This window comes from Mycobacterium europaeum (genome assembly GCF_034555895.2).
In the GTDB taxonomy this organism is placed as follows: domain Bacteria; phylum Actinomycetota; class Actinomycetes; order Mycobacteriales; family Mycobacteriaceae; genus Mycobacterium; species Mycobacterium europaeum.
The window spans coordinates 868,429-883,403 of the sequence record NZ_CP157315.1; the positions used below are offsets into that span (position 1 = coordinate 868,429).

The window sequence follows — 14,975 nt, forward strand, 5'->3', positions numbered from 1 at the left end:
GGTCGAAGCCGTTTACGCGGGCTCGAACCACAGGGCCGAGTTCGGCGGCAGCACCAGCACCGCCGAGGCCGGCCGGCCATGCCAGGGATCCTCGGTGGCGTCCACCCCGCCCATGTTGCCGATCCCGGAGCCGTTGTAGTCGGTGGCGTCGGTGTTGAGCACCTCGCGCCAGCGGCCGGCGGACGGCAGGCCCAGCCGGTAGCCGCTGTGCTCGCTGCCGGCGAAGTTGAACACACAGGCCATGACCGAGCCGTCGCTGCCATACCGCAAGAAGCTCAACACGTTGTTGGCCGAGTCGTTGGCGTCGATCCAGGAGTAGCCGTCGGGGATGGTGTCCTGGCTCCACAGGGCCGGATGGCTCCGGTAGATGTCGTTGATGTCGCGCACCATCCGCAGGATGCCGTTCGAGAACCCTTGCTCGTCGAGTTGCCACCAGTCCAGGCCGCGTTCCTCGGACCACTCGGCGTGCTGGCCGAATTCCTGTCCCATGAACAGCAGCTGCTTGCCGGGATGCGCCCACTGGTAGGCGAGCAGGCTGCGCAGCCCGGCAGCCTTGACGTGGTTGTTGCCCGGCATCCGCCCCCACAGTGTGCCCTTGCCGTGCACCACCTCGTCGTGGCTGATCGGCAGCACGTAGTTCTCGCTGAATGCGTAGAGCATCGAGAACGTCATCTCGTGGTGGTGGTAATTGCGGTAGATCGGGTCGCGGCTGATGTAGTCGAGCGTGTCGTGCATCCAGCCCATGTTCCACTTCATCGAAAAGCCCAGGCCACCAAGGTTTGTCGGGCGCGTGACGCCCGGCCACGACGTCGACTCCTCGGCGATGGTGACGATTCCTGGGGCCGACTTGTGCACCGTGGCGTTCATCTCCTGCAGGAATTGCACGGCCTCCAGGTTTTCCCGGCCGCCGTAGATGTTCGGCGTCCAGCCGCCCTCGGGGCGCGAGTAGTCCAGATACAGCATGGAGGCGACCGCGTCCACACGTAAGCCGTCGACGTGGTACTCCTCAAGCCAATACAGGGCGTTGGCCACGAGGAAGTTACGCACCTCGGCCCGGCCAAAGTCGAAAACGTAAGTGCCCCAGTCCAATTGCTCGCCGCGCTTGGGATCGGCGTGCTCGTAGAGCGGTGTGCCGTCGAACCGTCCCAGCGCCCAGGCGTCCTTCGGGAAGTGTGCCGGCACCCAGTCGACGATGACGCCGATGCCGGCCTGGTGCAGGGAGTCGACCAGCAGCCGGAAATCGTCGGGCGTGCCGAACCGCGACGTCGGCGCGTAGTACGACGTCACCTGGTAGCCCCACGATCCGGCGAACGGGTGCTCGGCGACGGGCAGCAGCTCGACGTGGGTGAACCCGTGCTCGAGAACGTACGCCGTGAGCTGGTGGGCCAGCTCGCGGTAGCTCAGACCGGGCCGCCACGAGCCCAGGTGCACCTCATAGGTGCTCATCGGCTCGAACACCGGGTTGCGCTGGGCGCGCTGTTCCATCCATCCGGCGTCCCGCCAGGTGTATTCGCTGCGCGTCACGCGGGAGGCGGTATGCGGCGGCACCTCGGTGGCGAAGGCCATGGGATCGGCCCGCTCGGTCACCACCCCGTCGGCGCCGTGCAGGCGGAACTTGTACAGGCCCTCCGCGGGAAAGTCCGGCCAGAACAGCTCCCATACCCCCGACGAACCCAGCGACCGCATCGGCGCATCACTGCCCGTCCAGCCGTTGAACTCGCCGATCAGGTTGACACCCTTGGCGTTGGGCGCCCACACCGCGAACGAAACCCCGTTGACGACACCGTCGGCCGTGGTGAAGGAGCGCGGATGAGCGCCGAGCACTTCCCAGAGTCGTTCGTGGCGGCCCTCGCCGAACAGGAAGAGGTCGACCTCGCCCAGGGTGGGCAGAAAGCGGTAGGCGTCGGCGACCGTGTACGGGTCCGACCCCTCGTATTTGATTTCCAGCCGGTAGTCGATCAGGTTGACGAAGGGCAAAGCCACGGCGAACAGGCCAGACTCGATGTGCTCCAACGGAAATCGGTCGTCTCCGATGAGCGCGACCACCTCGACCGCGTGCGGACGGAACGCCCGGATGACGGTGTGGTCGCTGTATTCGTGGGCGCCCAGGATGCCGTGCGGGTTGTGATGGGTGCCGGCCAGCAGGCGCGACAGGTCCGCGGGGTCGGGCGCCAGGTGCGTCCTGGCGAGTTGGTCGGCTTGGCTCATGTCACAGTCCCTCCGGTCCGTTTGGTGGCCTACGGAGCAGCTTCATCCGGGACTCCTGCGGAATGAGTGGCATGTTGATGACATGCGCCACCGCTCGCGCAGGGTCGATGCGAACGTAGTTTGCCTGACCCCATTGGAATTCCTGGCCGGTGATTTCGTCGCGCACCCAAAACCGCTCGTAGGGCTCCATACCCAATGCCGCCATATCCAAAAACAGGGTGGCTTCTTCGGCGCCGAACGCGTTGAGCGTCACCACCACCAACACACAGTCGCCGGTCGCAGGGTCGAACTTGCTGTAGGCCAGCAGCGCGTCGTTGTCCACGCTGTGGAAGTGGATGGTGCGCAGCTGCTGCAGCGCGGGATGCAGGCGGCGAATCTCGTTGAGCCGGGCGATGAACGGCTCCAGCGAGCGTCCCTCGGCGAGCGCGCCGGCGAAATCGCGGGGCCGCAGTTCGTATTTCTCCGAGTCCAGGTACTCCTCGCTGCCCTCCCGCACCGCGCGGTGTTCGAACAGCTCGTAACCCGAATACACGCCCCACGCCGGACCCATGGTCGCGGCCAGCACCGCCCGGATCGCGAACATGCCGGGCCCGTTGTGCTGCAGGATGGCGTGCAGGATGTCGGGGGTGTTCACGAACAGGTTCGGCCGCCGGAAGTCCGCGGAGGCGGCGATGGCGTCGCCGAACTCGGTGAGTTCCTGCTTGGCCGTGCGCCAGGTGAAGTAGCTGTAGGACTGTGTGAACCCGAGCTTGGCCAGACCGTATTGCCGGGCCGGCGGCGTGAAAGCCTCGGACAGGAAAAGGACGTCGGGGTCGATGCTCTTCGCCTGGGCGATCAGCCACGCCCAGAAGTTCGGCGGCTTGGTGTGCGGGTTGTCCACCCGAAAGAACTTGACGCCGTGGTCCATCCAGTGCCGAACGACGCGCAGGACCTCGTCGTAGAGACCCGCCGGGTCCTTGTCGAAGTTGAGCGGATAGATGTCCTGGTACTTCTTGGGCGGGTTCTCCGCGTAGGCGATGGTGCCGTCGGGCAGTTCGGTGAACCACTCGCGGTGATCGCGTGCCCACGGATGGTCCGGCGCGCACTGCAACGCCAGGTCGAGCGCCACCTCCATGCCCAGTTCGCGGGCCGCGGCGACGAAGGCGTCGAAGTCCTCGATGGTGCCCAGGTCGGGGTGGACGGCGTCATGGCCGCCCTCGTCACTGCCAATCGCCCACGGGGAACCGACATCTCCGGGGGCGGCGGTGGGAGAGTTGTTGCGTCCCTTACGGTGCACCTTGCCGATCGGGTGGATGGGCGGCAGGTACACCACGTCGAAGCCCATCGCCGCGATCCGCGGGAGCTGGGCCGCCGCCGTCGCGAAGGTGCCGTGTACGGGTTTGCCGTCGGCGTCCCACCCACCGGTCGAGCGGGGGAACATCTCATACCACGAGCCGAAGCGGGCCAGCGGACGATCCACCCAGACGCCGTACTGTTCGCCGCGGGTGACCAGATCGCGCAGCGGATACTCGGCCAGAATCTCCTCGGTCTCCGGCGCCAGGGCCAGCGCCGAACGGGTGACCGGGTCCCCGGGGTCGCGCAGCGCCGCGGCGGCCGCCATGAGCGGCTCGCGCCGCGCGCGGGGTACCCCCGTCGCGGCGCGCTCGAACAGCGCGGCCCCGACGAGGAGGTCGTTGGACAGTTCCGTCTCGCCCTGGCCGGCCTCCAGCTTGGCCACCACGCCGTGCCGCCAGGAGTCGATGGGATCACCCCAGCCGTCCACCCGGAACGTCCACAAGCCGACCCGGTCGGGCGTGAATTGCCCGTGGAAGACGTAGGGCTCGAGGCCGATCGTCATCGGCAGCTGTAGCGGTTTGACCCGCTGCTGGTCCACCCCGCCGTCGACTTCGGTCGGGGGCTTGACGGGCGCCTCAACCGCTTTGATCCGGCGGGTTTCCGTCACCTGCGGATAGCGCGGCCCGAGGTAGCGCACCACCAGGGTGGCGGCGACGGCCTCGTGGCCTTCCCGCCACACCGCCGCGCTGACCGGGACGGTCTCGCCGACCACCGCCTTGGCGGGATACGCGCCGCAGGAAACGACGGGTTGGACGTCATCGATCTCGACACGACCAGGCACCACAGCTCCGTTCCGAATGTGTGCGGCCAAACCGCGGTGTGCTCGTCGCGGAATGCCTCTCGTCTGGCGAAACTTCCTGTCGTGGGGAACTTCCTCTGCGGGGAAGCGCCGTTGCGGCCCCAATAACTACCCGATACCCACCCTAGTGTCCGGTCACACCCTCGGTGGGAAAAGCGGTCGCTGCCGCCGTGCGCGGGGCGAAATCCTCAGTAAGGTAAGGACGCGTGAAAGCCCTCCGCCGCTTTACCGTCCGTGCCCACCTTCCCGAACGGCTGGCCGCGCTGAACCAGCTGTCGACCAACTTGCGATGGTCGTGGGACAAGCCGACCCAGGACCTGTTCGCGACCGTCGACGTCGACCTGTGGCAGCGGTGCGGCTCCGACCCGGTGGCGTTGTTGGGCGCGGTGAATCCGGCACGGCTCGACGAGCTGGCGCTCGACGAGGCGTTCCTGGGCCGGCTCGATCAGCTGGCCGCCGACCTGAACGACTATCTGAGCCGTCCGCTGTGGTACCAGCAGCAGCAGGCCGACGGTGTGGCGATGCCGGCGGCCATCGCCTATTTCTCGATGGAGTTCGGCGTCGCCGAGGTGCTGCCCAATTACTCGGGCGGCCTGGGCATCCTCGCCGGGGACCATCTGAAGTCGGCCTCCGACCTCGGGGTGCCGCTGGTGGCGGTGGGCCTGTACTACCGGTCCGGGTATTTCCGCCAGTCGCTGACCGCGGACGGCTGGCAGAACGAGACCTACCCCGCACTGGACCCGCAAGGGCTGCCGTTGCGGCTCCTCACCGATGCCGTCGGCGATCCCGTCCTGGTCGAGCTGACGCTTCCCGATTCCGTCCAGCTGCGCGCGCGGATCTGGGTCGCGCAGGTGGGCCGGGTCCCGCTGCTGCTGCTCGATTCCGACGTCCCCGAGAACGAGCACGAGCTGCGCGGCATCACCGACCGGCTGTACGGCGGTGACCAGGAACACCGGATGCGTCAAGAACTGCTGGCCGGCATCGGCGGCGTGCGGGCGATCCGCGCGTTCACCGCCATCGAGGGCCGGCCCGCACCCGAGGTGTTCCACATGAACGAGGGGCACGCCGGGTTCCTCGGGGCCGAACGCATCCGCGAGCTGATGACCGACGCCGGGCTGGACTTCGACACGGCGCTGGCCGTCGTGCGATCCAGCACCGTGTTCACCACCCACACCCCGGTCCCCGCCGGCATCGACCGCTTCCCGATCGACATGGTGCGGCTTTATTTCGACGGGCATGCCGGAGACGGCCCCGATGGCAAGGCCGAGAAAGCCGGCGGTAAGGGTGCGCCCACGTTGTTGCCGGGCGTGCCGACGGCCCGCATCCTCGCGCTGGGCGCCGAGGACGATCCGACCAAATTCAACATGGCGCACATGGGTCTGCGGCTGGCGCAGCGGGCCAACGGCGTCTCGCTGCTGCACGGCGAGGTGAGCCGCGCCATGTTCAACGAGCTGTGGCCCGGCTTCGACGCGGACGAGGTGCCGATCGGCTCGATCACCAACGGGGTTCACGCGCGCACCTGGGCGGCGCCGCAATGGTTGCAGTTGGGGCGCGAGCTGGCCGGGTCGGATTCGTTCGGCGATCCCGGCGTGTGGCTGCGACTGAACCAGGTCGACGCCGGTCATCTCTGGTGGATCCGCTCGCAACTGCGCGCGTTGCTGGTCGAGGACGTCAGGCGCCGGCTGCGCAAATCCTGGCTCGAACGCGGCGCCTCCGACGCTGAATTGGGTTGGATAGCAACTGCTTTCGATCCGAACGTGCTCACCATCGGTTTCGCCCGGCGGGTGCCCACGTACAAGCGGCTGACGCTGATGCTGCGCGACCCGGAGCGGCTCGAACGCCTGCTGCTCGATGAGGACAGGCCGATCCAGCTGATCGTCGCGGGCAAGTCGCACCCGGCCGACGACGGAGGCAAGGCGCTGATCCAGCAGGTCGTGCGCTTCGCCGACCGGCCGGAGGTGCGCGACCGCATCGCCTTCCTGCCCGACTACGACATGTCCATGGCGCGGCTGTTGTACTGGGGTTGCGACGTCTGGTTGAACAACCCGCTGCGGCCGCTGGAGGCCTGTGGCACCTCGGGGATGAAGAGCGCGCTCAACGGCGGGCTGAACCTGTCCATCCGCGATGGCTGGTGGGACGAATGGTACGACGGCGAAAACGGTTGGGAGATACCGTCCGCCGACGGCCTGGCCGACGAGGCCCGCCGCGACGACCTGGAGGCCAGCGCGCTCTATGACCTGCTGGAGCAGGCGGTGGCGCCGAAGTTCTACGAGCGTGACGAACACGGTGTGCCGCCGCGGTGGATCGAGATGGTGCGGCACACACTGCAGACGCTCGGGCCCAAGGTGCTCGCCTCGCGCATGGTGCGCGACTACGTCGAGCAGTACTACACGCACGCGGCGCAGTCCCTGCGCAGGACGGTGGGGCCTGCCGAAGACGGCGAGGACGCCGGCCAGTTCGGCGCCGCCCGCGAGCTGGCCGCGTACCGTCGGCGCGCCCAGGAGGCATGGCCCAAGATCACCATCACCGACGTCGACAGCACCGGCCTGCCGGACACCCCGGTGCTCGGGTCCAAGCTGACCCTGACCGCGACCGTGGCGCTGGACGGGCTCGCCCCCGACGAGGTCACGGTCCAGGCGGTGGTGGGCCGGGTGGACGCCAGCGACGCGCTCCTGGACCCGATCACCGTCGAGATGTCGTACACCGGCACCGCCGAGGGCGGCAACCAGGTGTTTTCGACGACGCTGTCCTTACCGCTGGCGGGGGCCGTCGGGTACACGGTGCGCGTGCTGCCCCATCACCCGATGCTCGCCGGCAGCACCGAGCTCGGTCTGGTCACCCTGGCCCGCTGAGCTCAAGCGGGCAGGCCCTCCGACGCCGTGCGCAGCCGCTCCAGCGCGGCGCGGACCTGCGCGGGGTCGGTGGTCGGCCAGAACGGCGGCAGCGAGGCGCGCAGGTAGCCGCCGTAGCCGGCGGTGACCATCCGCGAGTCCAGCACCGCAACCACTCCACGGTCGGTGACCCGGCGCAACAGCCGGCCCGAACCCTGGGCCAGCAGCAGTGCGGCATGGCTGGCGGCGACCGCCATGAACCCGTTGCCGCCGTGCGCCGCGACCGCGCGCTGCCGCGCGCCCAGCAGCGGGTCGTCGGGGCGCGGGAACGGGATGCGGTCGATGAGCACCAGGGACAGTGACGGCCCCGGCACATCGACGCCCTGCCACAGCGACAAGGTCCCGAACAGCGACGTCTGCGGGTCGGCGCTGAACTGCTCGACCAGCGCGGACGTGCTGTCGTCGCCTTGGCACAGGACCGGCGTCGACAACCGTTGGCGCATGGCCTCCGCGGCGGCCCGGGCTGCCCGCATCGACGAGAACAATCCCAGGGTGCGTCCGCCCGCCGCGGTGATGAGCTCGGCGATCTCGGTCAGCTGCTCGGCCGACCCGGTGGCGTCCCGGCCCGGTGGGGGCAGATGAGCGGCGACGTAGAGGATTCCCGCCTTGGCGTGCTGGAACGGCGAGCCCACGTCGACGCCGCGCCAGCGGGCATCCTCAGTGTCCGCGGCGGTCAGTCCCCACGCCGCGGCCATCGCGTCGAAGGACCCGCCGATGGTCAATGTCGCCGACGTCAGCACCGTCGTGGAACGGGAGAACACCCGGCCGCGCAGCAGGCCCGCGACCGACAGTGGCGCCACCCGCAACACCGGGCGCATCGAGCCCCTGTTGTCCTCGTGGTCGACCCAGACCACCTCGGTGCGATCGGGAATCGCCGGACCGAACGACGTGAGGGCCCGCGACGCGGTGTCCGAGATCTCGCTCAGCGCCGCGACCGCTTCGGCACGGGCCGCGGCCGCCTTCGCGTCGCTCGTGGTGTCGATCGCCGAGCGCGCGGCGGTCGCCGCGTCGCGCAGCGCGGTCAGGTAGGTCGCCAGCTCTTCGTCGAGGCGGTCGATGCGGCCCGGCGTAGCCTCGTGGATCGCCGCCGCGAAGTTGGCCGTCGCCGCCTCCAGGCGTTGCGTCAGTTCGGGATTCACCAACCGGGCGATGCGGCGGGCCGCGACGCCCAGGGCGGCCGGGGTCAGCTCCGCGGTGGCCACCGAGGTCACCCGGTCGACCAGCTCGTGGGCCTCGTCGACGACCAGCAGCGCGTGTTCGGGCAGCACCGCGGAGTCGGCGACGGCGTCGATGGCCAGCAGCGCGTGGTTGGTGACCACGATGTCGGCGCCGCCGGCCCGGCCGCGCGCCCGTTCGGAGAAGCACTCCGAGCCGAACGGGCACCGGGCCACGCCCAGGCACTCCCGCGCCGAAACGCTGACCTGGGACCAGGACCGATCTGGCACACCGGGTTTCAGGTCGTCGCGGTCACCGGACTCGGTCGTCGACGCCCAGGCGGTGAGCCGTTGGACGTCGCGCCCCAGTGCGGTGGCCGCCATGGGATCGAAAAGCTCCTCCTGCGGCCGGTCGCCCGCATCCTCCTCGGCTTCGGCACCGCCGTTGTGAACCTTGTTCAGGCACAGATAGTTTCGGCGGCCCTTGAGGAGCGCGAACTGCGGGCGGCGGGGGAGCGCGTCGGTGATCGAATCGATCAGCCTGGGCAGGTCGCGGTCGACGAGCTGGCGTTGCAGCGCGATGGTGGCCGTGGAGACGACGACCGGCGAGTCGTCGTCGATGGCGCGGACGATCGCGGGTACCAGGTAGGCCAGTGACTTTCCGGTGCCCGTGCCCGCCTGCACGACGAGATGCTCGCCGGTTTCGAACGCCCGTGCCACCGCGTTGGCCATCTCGAGTTGGCCGCTGCGCTCACTGCCGCCGAGGGCGGCCACGGCGATGGCCAGCAACTCGGGCACGGACACCTCGGACGTGGTCAGCCTCTTCTGCTCTGCGGTGTTACCGAGCCGGCGGGGATCAGCGTCGTGGGGATCGCGGGCTCCCCGGGCGACAGGTTCAGACCCTCCCACGGCAGACTGCGCAGTCCGGAAGCTACCAGCTCGCGCGCCGCGGCCATATTCGGTTCGGACACCGCGGCGCCGCCGCGGACCAGCGGCACCGTCAACACCCGATACGGCTCGGTCACCGGGGGCCGATGGCCCGCCGGATACACCACCTCCTCGGTGACGGTGCCGGACGAGCGCGTCAGGCGCAGCGCCTCTTTGCGGCCGCCCCGGGATTCCTTGTGGCTGCTGCGCTTTTGCACCGGCATCCCGTCGACTTCGACGAGTTTGTAGACCATGTTCGCCGTCGGTGCGCCCGAACCCGTCACCAGGGAGGTACCGACGCCGTAACTGTCGACCGGCTCGGCGCCCAGGGCGGCGATGGAGAACTCGTCGAGGTCACCGGAGACCACGATGCGGGTCCGGGTGGCCCCCAACCGGTCGAGCTGCTCGCGGACCTGGCGCGCCAGCACACCCAGTTCGCCCGAGTCGATGCGGACCGCGCCGAGCGACTCCCCGGCGGCGGCGACGGCATTGGCCACACCGGTCGTCACGTCGTACGTGTCCACCAGCAGCGTGGTGCCGACACCCAGCGCATCGACCTGGGCGCGGAACGCCGCGAGTTCGGTGACTTCGGCGGGTTCCCCGCTCGCGTGCAGCATGGTGAACGCGTGCGCCGAGGTGCCCACTGCGGGGATCCCGTATCGGCGCTGAGCCTCCAGGTTGGAGGACGCGGCGAAGCCGGCGATATAGGCGGCCCGCGCCGCGGCGACCGCGGCGTGTTCGTGGGTTCTCCGCGATCCCATCTCGATCAGCGGACGGTCCCTGCCCGCACTCACCATTCGCGCCGCCGCCGACGCGACCGCCGAGTCGTGGTTGAAGATCGACAACGCCAGCGTCTCGAGCACGACGCATTCGGCGAACGTGCCGGTCACCGACAGCACGGGAGAGCCGGGGAAATACAGCTCGCCTTCGGCATAGCCGTCGATGTCGCCGGTGAACCGGAAATCGCGCAAGTACCGCAACGTGTCCGGATCGAGAAATCGCGCCAGCAGCTGGCACGCCTCGTCGTCGAAGCCGAACCGCGGCAACGCTTCGAGGAGGCGGCCCGTCCCGCAGACCACGCCGTAGCGGCGGCCTTCCGGGAGTCGGCGGGCGAACAATTCGAAGGTCGTCAGGCGAGCGGCGGTGCCGTCGCGCAATGCGGCGTCCAGCATCGTCAACTCGTATTTGTCGGTAAGCAGCCCAGTTACGACCGGGTCGTTCATTCCATAACGGTATCGGCTGGCGTCGGGGGCTCGGAAACGTCACCGGTCGCTCGCTATCCTGTAAGCCATGGTTGTAATGTCAGCGCCCGCTAAGCCGGGCACTACAGGACAACGAGAGTCCGCTCCGGTAGACGTCACGGCGAGCCCGTGGGTCACGATCGTGTGGGATGACCCGGTCAACCTGATGACCTACGTGACGTATGTGTTCCAGAAGTTGTTCGGCTACAGCGAGCCGCACGCCACCAAGCTGATGTTGCAGGTGCACAACGAAGGCAAGGCGGTGGTGTCTGCGGGCAGCCGGGAGTCCATGGAAGTCGACGTGTCCAAGCTGCATGCCGCCGGGTTGTGGGCGACACTGCAGCAGGACCGGTGATCCTCGAGGGCTTCGGCGATTACCCGTGCGCAAGTGGAAGCGCGTCGAGACCGCAGACGGTCCCCGTTTTCGGTCCGCCCTGGCGTCTCACGAGGCGGCCCTGCTGAAAAACCTGGCCACGGCCATGGTCGGGTTGCTCGACGAGCGTGAATCTTCGGCGCCCGCAGACGAACTCGAGGAGATCACCGGCATAAAGACCGGCAACAGCGATCCGCCGAAGGATCCGACTCTGCGCCGGCTGCTGCCCGATTTCTTCCGTCAAGACGACGATGACCCGCTGGCTCCCGACGAAGCCGACAGCCTCAACGCCGCGCTGCGCAGTCTGCACGAGCCTGAGATCATCCACGCCAAACGCCTTGCCGCACAACGGTTGCTGGACACCATTCCGAACGACGGCGGCCGCTTCGACCTCACCGAGGAGGACGCGAACGCCTGGATCGCGGCGGTCAACGACATTCGGCTGACGCTGGGCGTCATGCTCGAGGTCGGCCCGGAGGGGCCCGAGCGCCTGCCCGACGACCACCCGCTGGCAGTGCACTTCGACGTTTACCAGTGGTTGACCGTTCTACAGGAATACCTCGTCCTGGTGCTCATGGGGAACAGATGACCCCGCTGGGCGCCGGATGACCGCCATCACCGACGTCGGGGGCATCCGCGTCGGCCACCATCACCGGCTCGACCCCGACGCGTCCCTCGGCGAAGGGTGGGCCCGCGGCGTCACCGTCGTGCTGACCCCGCCCGGGACCGTGGGCGCGGTCGACTGCCGCGGCGGTGCGCCCGGCACCCGGGAGACCGACCTGCTGGACCCGGCCAACACCGTCCGGTACGTCGACGCGGTGTTGCTCGCCGGCGGCAGCGCCTACGGTCTGGCCGCCGCCGACGGCGTCATGCGCTGGCTGGAGGAACGAGAACGCGGCGTGGCGATGGACGGCGGGGTGGTGCCCATCGTGCCCGGCGCGGTGATCTTCGACCTGCCCGTCGGTGGCTGGGGTCGACGCCCGACGGCCGAGTTCGGCTACCTGGCCTGTGAAGCCGCCGTGGGCCCCGAGGATGCGCTGGCCGTGGGCAGCGTCGGCGCCGGCGTCGGGGCGCGCGCCGGGGTGCTCAAGGGCGGCGTCGGGACGGCCTCGACGACGCTGCCGTGCGGTGTGACCGTCGGCGCGGTGGTCGTGGTGAACTCCGCCGGCGACGTCGCCGACCGCGCCACCGGCCTGCCGTGGATGGCGGACCTGATCCGGGAGTTCGCCCTGCGTCCACCGCCGGCCGAGCAGGTCGACGCCTTCGCCCAACTGCCGACCGCGTCCGGCCCGCTGGAGAACCCGCTCAACACCGTCATCGGGGTGGTGGCGACCGACGCGTCGCTGAGCCCGGCCGCGTGCCGGCGGGTCGCCGTCGCCGCCCAGGACGGGCTGGCCCGCACCGTTCGGCCCGCACACACCCCATACGACGGCGACACGGTGTTCGCACTGGCCACCGGGGCGGTGGAAGTGCCGGCCCCGCCCGACGCGCCCGCGGCCTTCTCGCCGGAGATGCGGCTGGCCGCGGAAGTGGGTGCCGCTGCGGCCGACTGCGTCGCGCGTGCGGTGCTGTCCGGCGTCTTCGCCGCCGATTCGGTCGCGGGCATACCGACCTACCGCGACACCTTGCCCGGGGCGTTCGCCCCATGAGGGGTTCACCGCCGCCCGCGCCGGTAACCTGCAGCTATGGGTAAGACCACCCGCAAGGGGCGCGCCGGCGCACCGGCGACCCAGCCGAAGCGGCCGGCGTGGGTGGTGGGCGGGACGACGATCCTCACCTTCGTCGCGCTGCTCTACCTGATCGAGCTCGTCGACCAGCTGACGGGGCATTCCCTGGACGAGAACGGCATCCGGCCGCTGGAAGCCGACGGCCTGTGGGGAATCGTCTTCGCCCCGGTCCTGCACGCCAACTGGCAGCATCTGATGGCCAACACCATCCCGCTCTTGGTGCTGGGTTTCCTGATGACGCTGGCCGGTCTGAGCCGGTTCGTCTGGGCCACCGCGATCGTGTGGATCGTGGGCGGGTTCGGCACCTGGCTCATCGGCAACGTGGGCAGCTCCTGCGGGCCGACCGACCACATCGGGGCCTCCGGCCTGATCTTCGGCTGGCTGGCCTTCCTGCTCGTGTTCGGCATCTTCGTGCGCAGGTTCGCCGACATCGCGATCGGGCTGGTGGTGTTGTTCGCCTACGGCGGTGTGCTGTTGGGTGCCATGCCGGTGCTGGGCAGATGCGGCGGGGTGTCGTGGCAGGGGCACCTGTGCGGCGCTTTGGCCGGCGTCGTCGCCGCGTACTGGTTGTCCGCACCGGAACGTAAGGCGCGCGCGAAGAGAAAAGCCGGCAGCGCGGTGCCGCGCCCCAAGACATGAGCTCGCCGATGGCACCCGTCGGGATCTTCGATTCCGGCGTCGGGGGGCTGACCGTCGCACGGGCGATCATCGACCAATTGCCCGACGAGGACATCGTCTACGTCGGCGACACCGGCCACGGGCCGTACGGTCCGCTCACCATCCCCGAGGTCCGCGCGCACGCGCTGGCCATCGGGGACGACCTCGTCGAGCGCGGGGTCAAGGCGTTGGTGATCGCCTGCAACACGGCGTCGGCGGCCTGCCTGCGGGACGCTCGCGAGCGTTACGACGTGCCGGTCGTCGAGGTGATCCTGCCGGCGGTGCGCCGCGCGGTCGCCACCACCCGGAACGGGCGCATCGGCGTCATCGGCACGTGCGCGACGATCAACTCGCACGCCTACCAGGACGCGTTTGCCGCCGCCCGCGACACCGAGATCACCGCGGTGGCCTGCCCGCGGTTCGTCGACTTCGTGGAGCGGGGCGTGACCAGTGGGCGTCAGGTGCTCGGGCTGGCCGAGGGTTACCTCGAACCGCTACAGCGCGCGCAGGTGGACACGCTGGTGCTCGGCTGCACGCACTATCCGCTGCTGTCGGGGCTGATTCAGCTGGCGATGGGCGACCACGTGACGCTGGTGTCCAGCGCCGAGGAAACCGCCAAGGAGGTCCTTCGGGTGCTCACCGAACGTGAGCTGCTGCGTCCTCACGACGCGCCACCCGCGACCCGGGTCTTCGAGGCCACCGGCGACCCCGAGGCATTCACCGCGTTGGCGGCGCGGTTCCTGGGCCCGGCGGTCACCGGTGTGCAGCCCGTCCACCACGTGCGAATCGACTAGTGCTGATGACGAGATTCTCATCACACGAATGCGGCGATGTTTTCGTCACGGTCCTATCGGGCATGGCACAGTAGTGTCCGTGCGAATAACCGTGCTCGGCTGCTCGGGCAGCGTGGTGGGGCCGGATTCGCCCGCGTCGGGTTATCTGCTCCGGGCACCGGACACCCCGCCATTGGTCCTCGACTTCGGCGGCGGCGTGTTGGGCGCGCTCCAGCGCTACGCCGATCCCGCCTCCGTGCACGTGCTCCTGACTCACCTGCATGCCGACCACTGCCTGGATCTGCCCGGATTGTTCGTGTGGCGCCGCTACCACCCGTCGCGCCCGGGCGGCAAGGCGCTGTTGTACGGCCCCGGCGACACCTGGTCGCGGTTGGGTGCGGCGTCGTCGCCGTACGGCGGCGAAATCGACGACTGCTCAGACATTTTCGACGTTCGGCACTGGGTCGACGGCGAACCGGTGACGTTCGGATCGCTCACGGTGACGCCCCGCGTGGTGGCCCACCCGACGGAGTCCTACGGCATGCGGATCACCGACTCCACCGGCGCCTCGCTCGTCTACAGCGGTGACACCGGCGTGTGTGACCAACTGGTCGAGCTGGCCCGGGACGCCGACGTCTTCCTGTGCGAGGCCTCCTGGACGCATTCGCCGGACCGCCCGCCCGCTCTGCATCTGTCGGGCACCGAGGCCGGCCGGACGGCGGCGGAGGCCGGCGTCCGCGAACTGTTGCTGACGCACATCCCGCCGTGGACGTCGCGGGAGGACGTGATCAGCGAGGCCAAGGCGGAGTTCGACGGCCCCGTGCATGCGGTGGTGTGCGGCGAAACGTTCGACATCCGCCGCTCCGAAAGGGTCTGAGCACCCCGGGTTA

The 14,975-nt window shown here is 69.3% G+C and carries 11 protein-coding genes; 7 read left to right on the forward strand and 4 right to left on the reverse strand.

The features are described from left to right. Positions 1-12: 12 nt before the first annotated feature. Both glgB and U8D42_RS04240 read right to left on the reverse strand, forming a co-directional pair. Complete coding sequence (gene glgB / locus U8D42_RS04235; protein ID WP_322859122.1) at positions 13-2,208, reverse strand: 1,4-alpha-glucan branching protein GlgB; 2,196 nt, start codon at positions 2,206-2,208, stop codon at positions 13-15. Between the two features lies 1 nt (position 2,209). Further along, on the reverse strand, positions 2,210-4,324 hold the full coding sequence (locus U8D42_RS04240) for an alpha-1,4-glucan--maltose-1-phosphate maltosyltransferase (RefSeq protein WP_322859121.1): 2,115 nt from the start codon (positions 4,322-4,324) through the stop codon (positions 2,210-2,212). Positions 4,325-4,548: 224 nt separating this feature from the next. Between U8D42_RS04240 and glgP the strand changes: the two genes are divergently transcribed. Beyond that, positions 4,549-7,194, forward strand: a complete 2,646-nt coding sequence (gene glgP, locus U8D42_RS04245) for an alpha-glucan family phosphorylase (protein ID WP_322859120.1) — start codon at positions 4,549-4,551, stop codon at positions 7,192-7,194. 2 nt (positions 7,195-7,196) lie between these two features. Here glgP and U8D42_RS04250 read toward each other — a convergent pair whose 3' ends face one another. Next, entirely contained in the window at positions 7,197-9,206 is a 2,010-nt protein-coding gene (locus U8D42_RS04250) for an ATP-dependent DNA helicase (RefSeq protein ID WP_322859475.1), read from the reverse strand. Then, positions 9,203-10,537, reverse strand: a complete 1,335-nt coding sequence (locus tag U8D42_RS04255) for a nicotinate phosphoribosyltransferase (protein ID WP_322859119.1) — start codon at positions 10,535-10,537, stop codon at positions 9,203-9,205. The genes U8D42_RS04250 and U8D42_RS04255 overlap by 4 nt, the downstream gene beginning before the upstream one ends. 67 nt (positions 10,538-10,604) lie before the next feature. On the opposite strand from U8D42_RS04255, the gene clpS reads away from it, so the two are divergent. The 6 genes from clpS (at position 10,605) to U8D42_RS04285 (ending at position 14,962) form a co-directional block, all read left to right on the forward strand. Continuing rightward, positions 10,605-10,910: an ATP-dependent Clp protease adapter ClpS gene (gene clpS, locus U8D42_RS04260; protein WP_085239209.1), complete on the forward strand. Its 306-nt coding sequence runs from the start codon at positions 10,605-10,607 to the stop codon at positions 10,908-10,910. Between the two features lie 25 nt (positions 10,911-10,935). After that, the gene (locus tag U8D42_RS04265; protein ID WP_322859118.1) at positions 10,936-11,517 is read left to right on the forward strand and encodes a DUF2017 domain-containing protein; all 582 of its coding nucleotides are present in this window, start codon (positions 10,936-10,938) and stop codon (positions 11,515-11,517) included. A 16-nt stretch (positions 11,518-11,533) separates the two neighbouring features. Then, positions 11,534-12,577, forward strand: coding sequence for a P1 family peptidase (locus U8D42_RS04270; protein ID WP_322859117.1), 1,044 nt, complete (start codon positions 11,534-11,536; stop codon positions 12,575-12,577). 36 nt (positions 12,578-12,613) lie between these two features. Next, positions 12,614-13,294, forward strand: a complete 681-nt coding sequence (locus tag U8D42_RS04275; protein ID WP_322859116.1) for a rhomboid family intramembrane serine protease — start codon at positions 12,614-12,616, stop codon at positions 13,292-13,294. Beyond that, the gene (gene murI, locus U8D42_RS04280; RefSeq protein WP_322859115.1) at positions 13,291-14,106 is read left to right on the forward strand and encodes a glutamate racemase; all 816 of its coding nucleotides are present in this window, start codon (positions 13,291-13,293) and stop codon (positions 14,104-14,106) included. The genes U8D42_RS04275 and murI overlap by 4 nt, the downstream gene beginning before the upstream one ends. 73 nt (positions 14,107-14,179) lie before the next feature. After that, on the forward strand, positions 14,180-14,962 hold the full coding sequence (locus U8D42_RS04285) for a cyclic nucleotide-degrading phosphodiesterase (protein WP_085239204.1): 783 nt from the start codon (positions 14,180-14,182) through the stop codon (positions 14,960-14,962). Positions 14,963-14,975: the final 13 nt, after the last annotated feature.

Coding starts and splice junctions, on each gene's coding strand:
- glgB (WP_322859122.1), bottom strand. CDS start 2,208: ATGAGCCAAGCCGACCAACTCGCCAGGACGCACCTGGCGCCCGACCCC.
- U8D42_RS04255 (WP_322859119.1), bottom strand. CDS start 10,537: ATGAACGACCCGGTCGTAACTGGGCTGCTTACCGACAAATACGAGTTG.
- U8D42_RS04270 (WP_322859117.1), top strand. CDS start 11,534: ATGACCGCCATCACCGACGTCGGGGGCATCCGCGTCGGCCACCATCAC.
- clpS (WP_085239209.1), top strand. CDS start 10,605: ATGGTTGTAATGTCAGCGCCCGCTAAGCCGGGCACTACAGGACAACGA.
- murI (WP_322859115.1), top strand. CDS start 13,291: ATGAGCTCGCCGATGGCACCCGTCGGGATCTTCGATTCCGGCGTCGGG.
- U8D42_RS04275 (WP_322859116.1), top strand. CDS start 12,614: ATGGGTAAGACCACCCGCAAGGGGCGCGCCGGCGCACCGGCGACCCAG.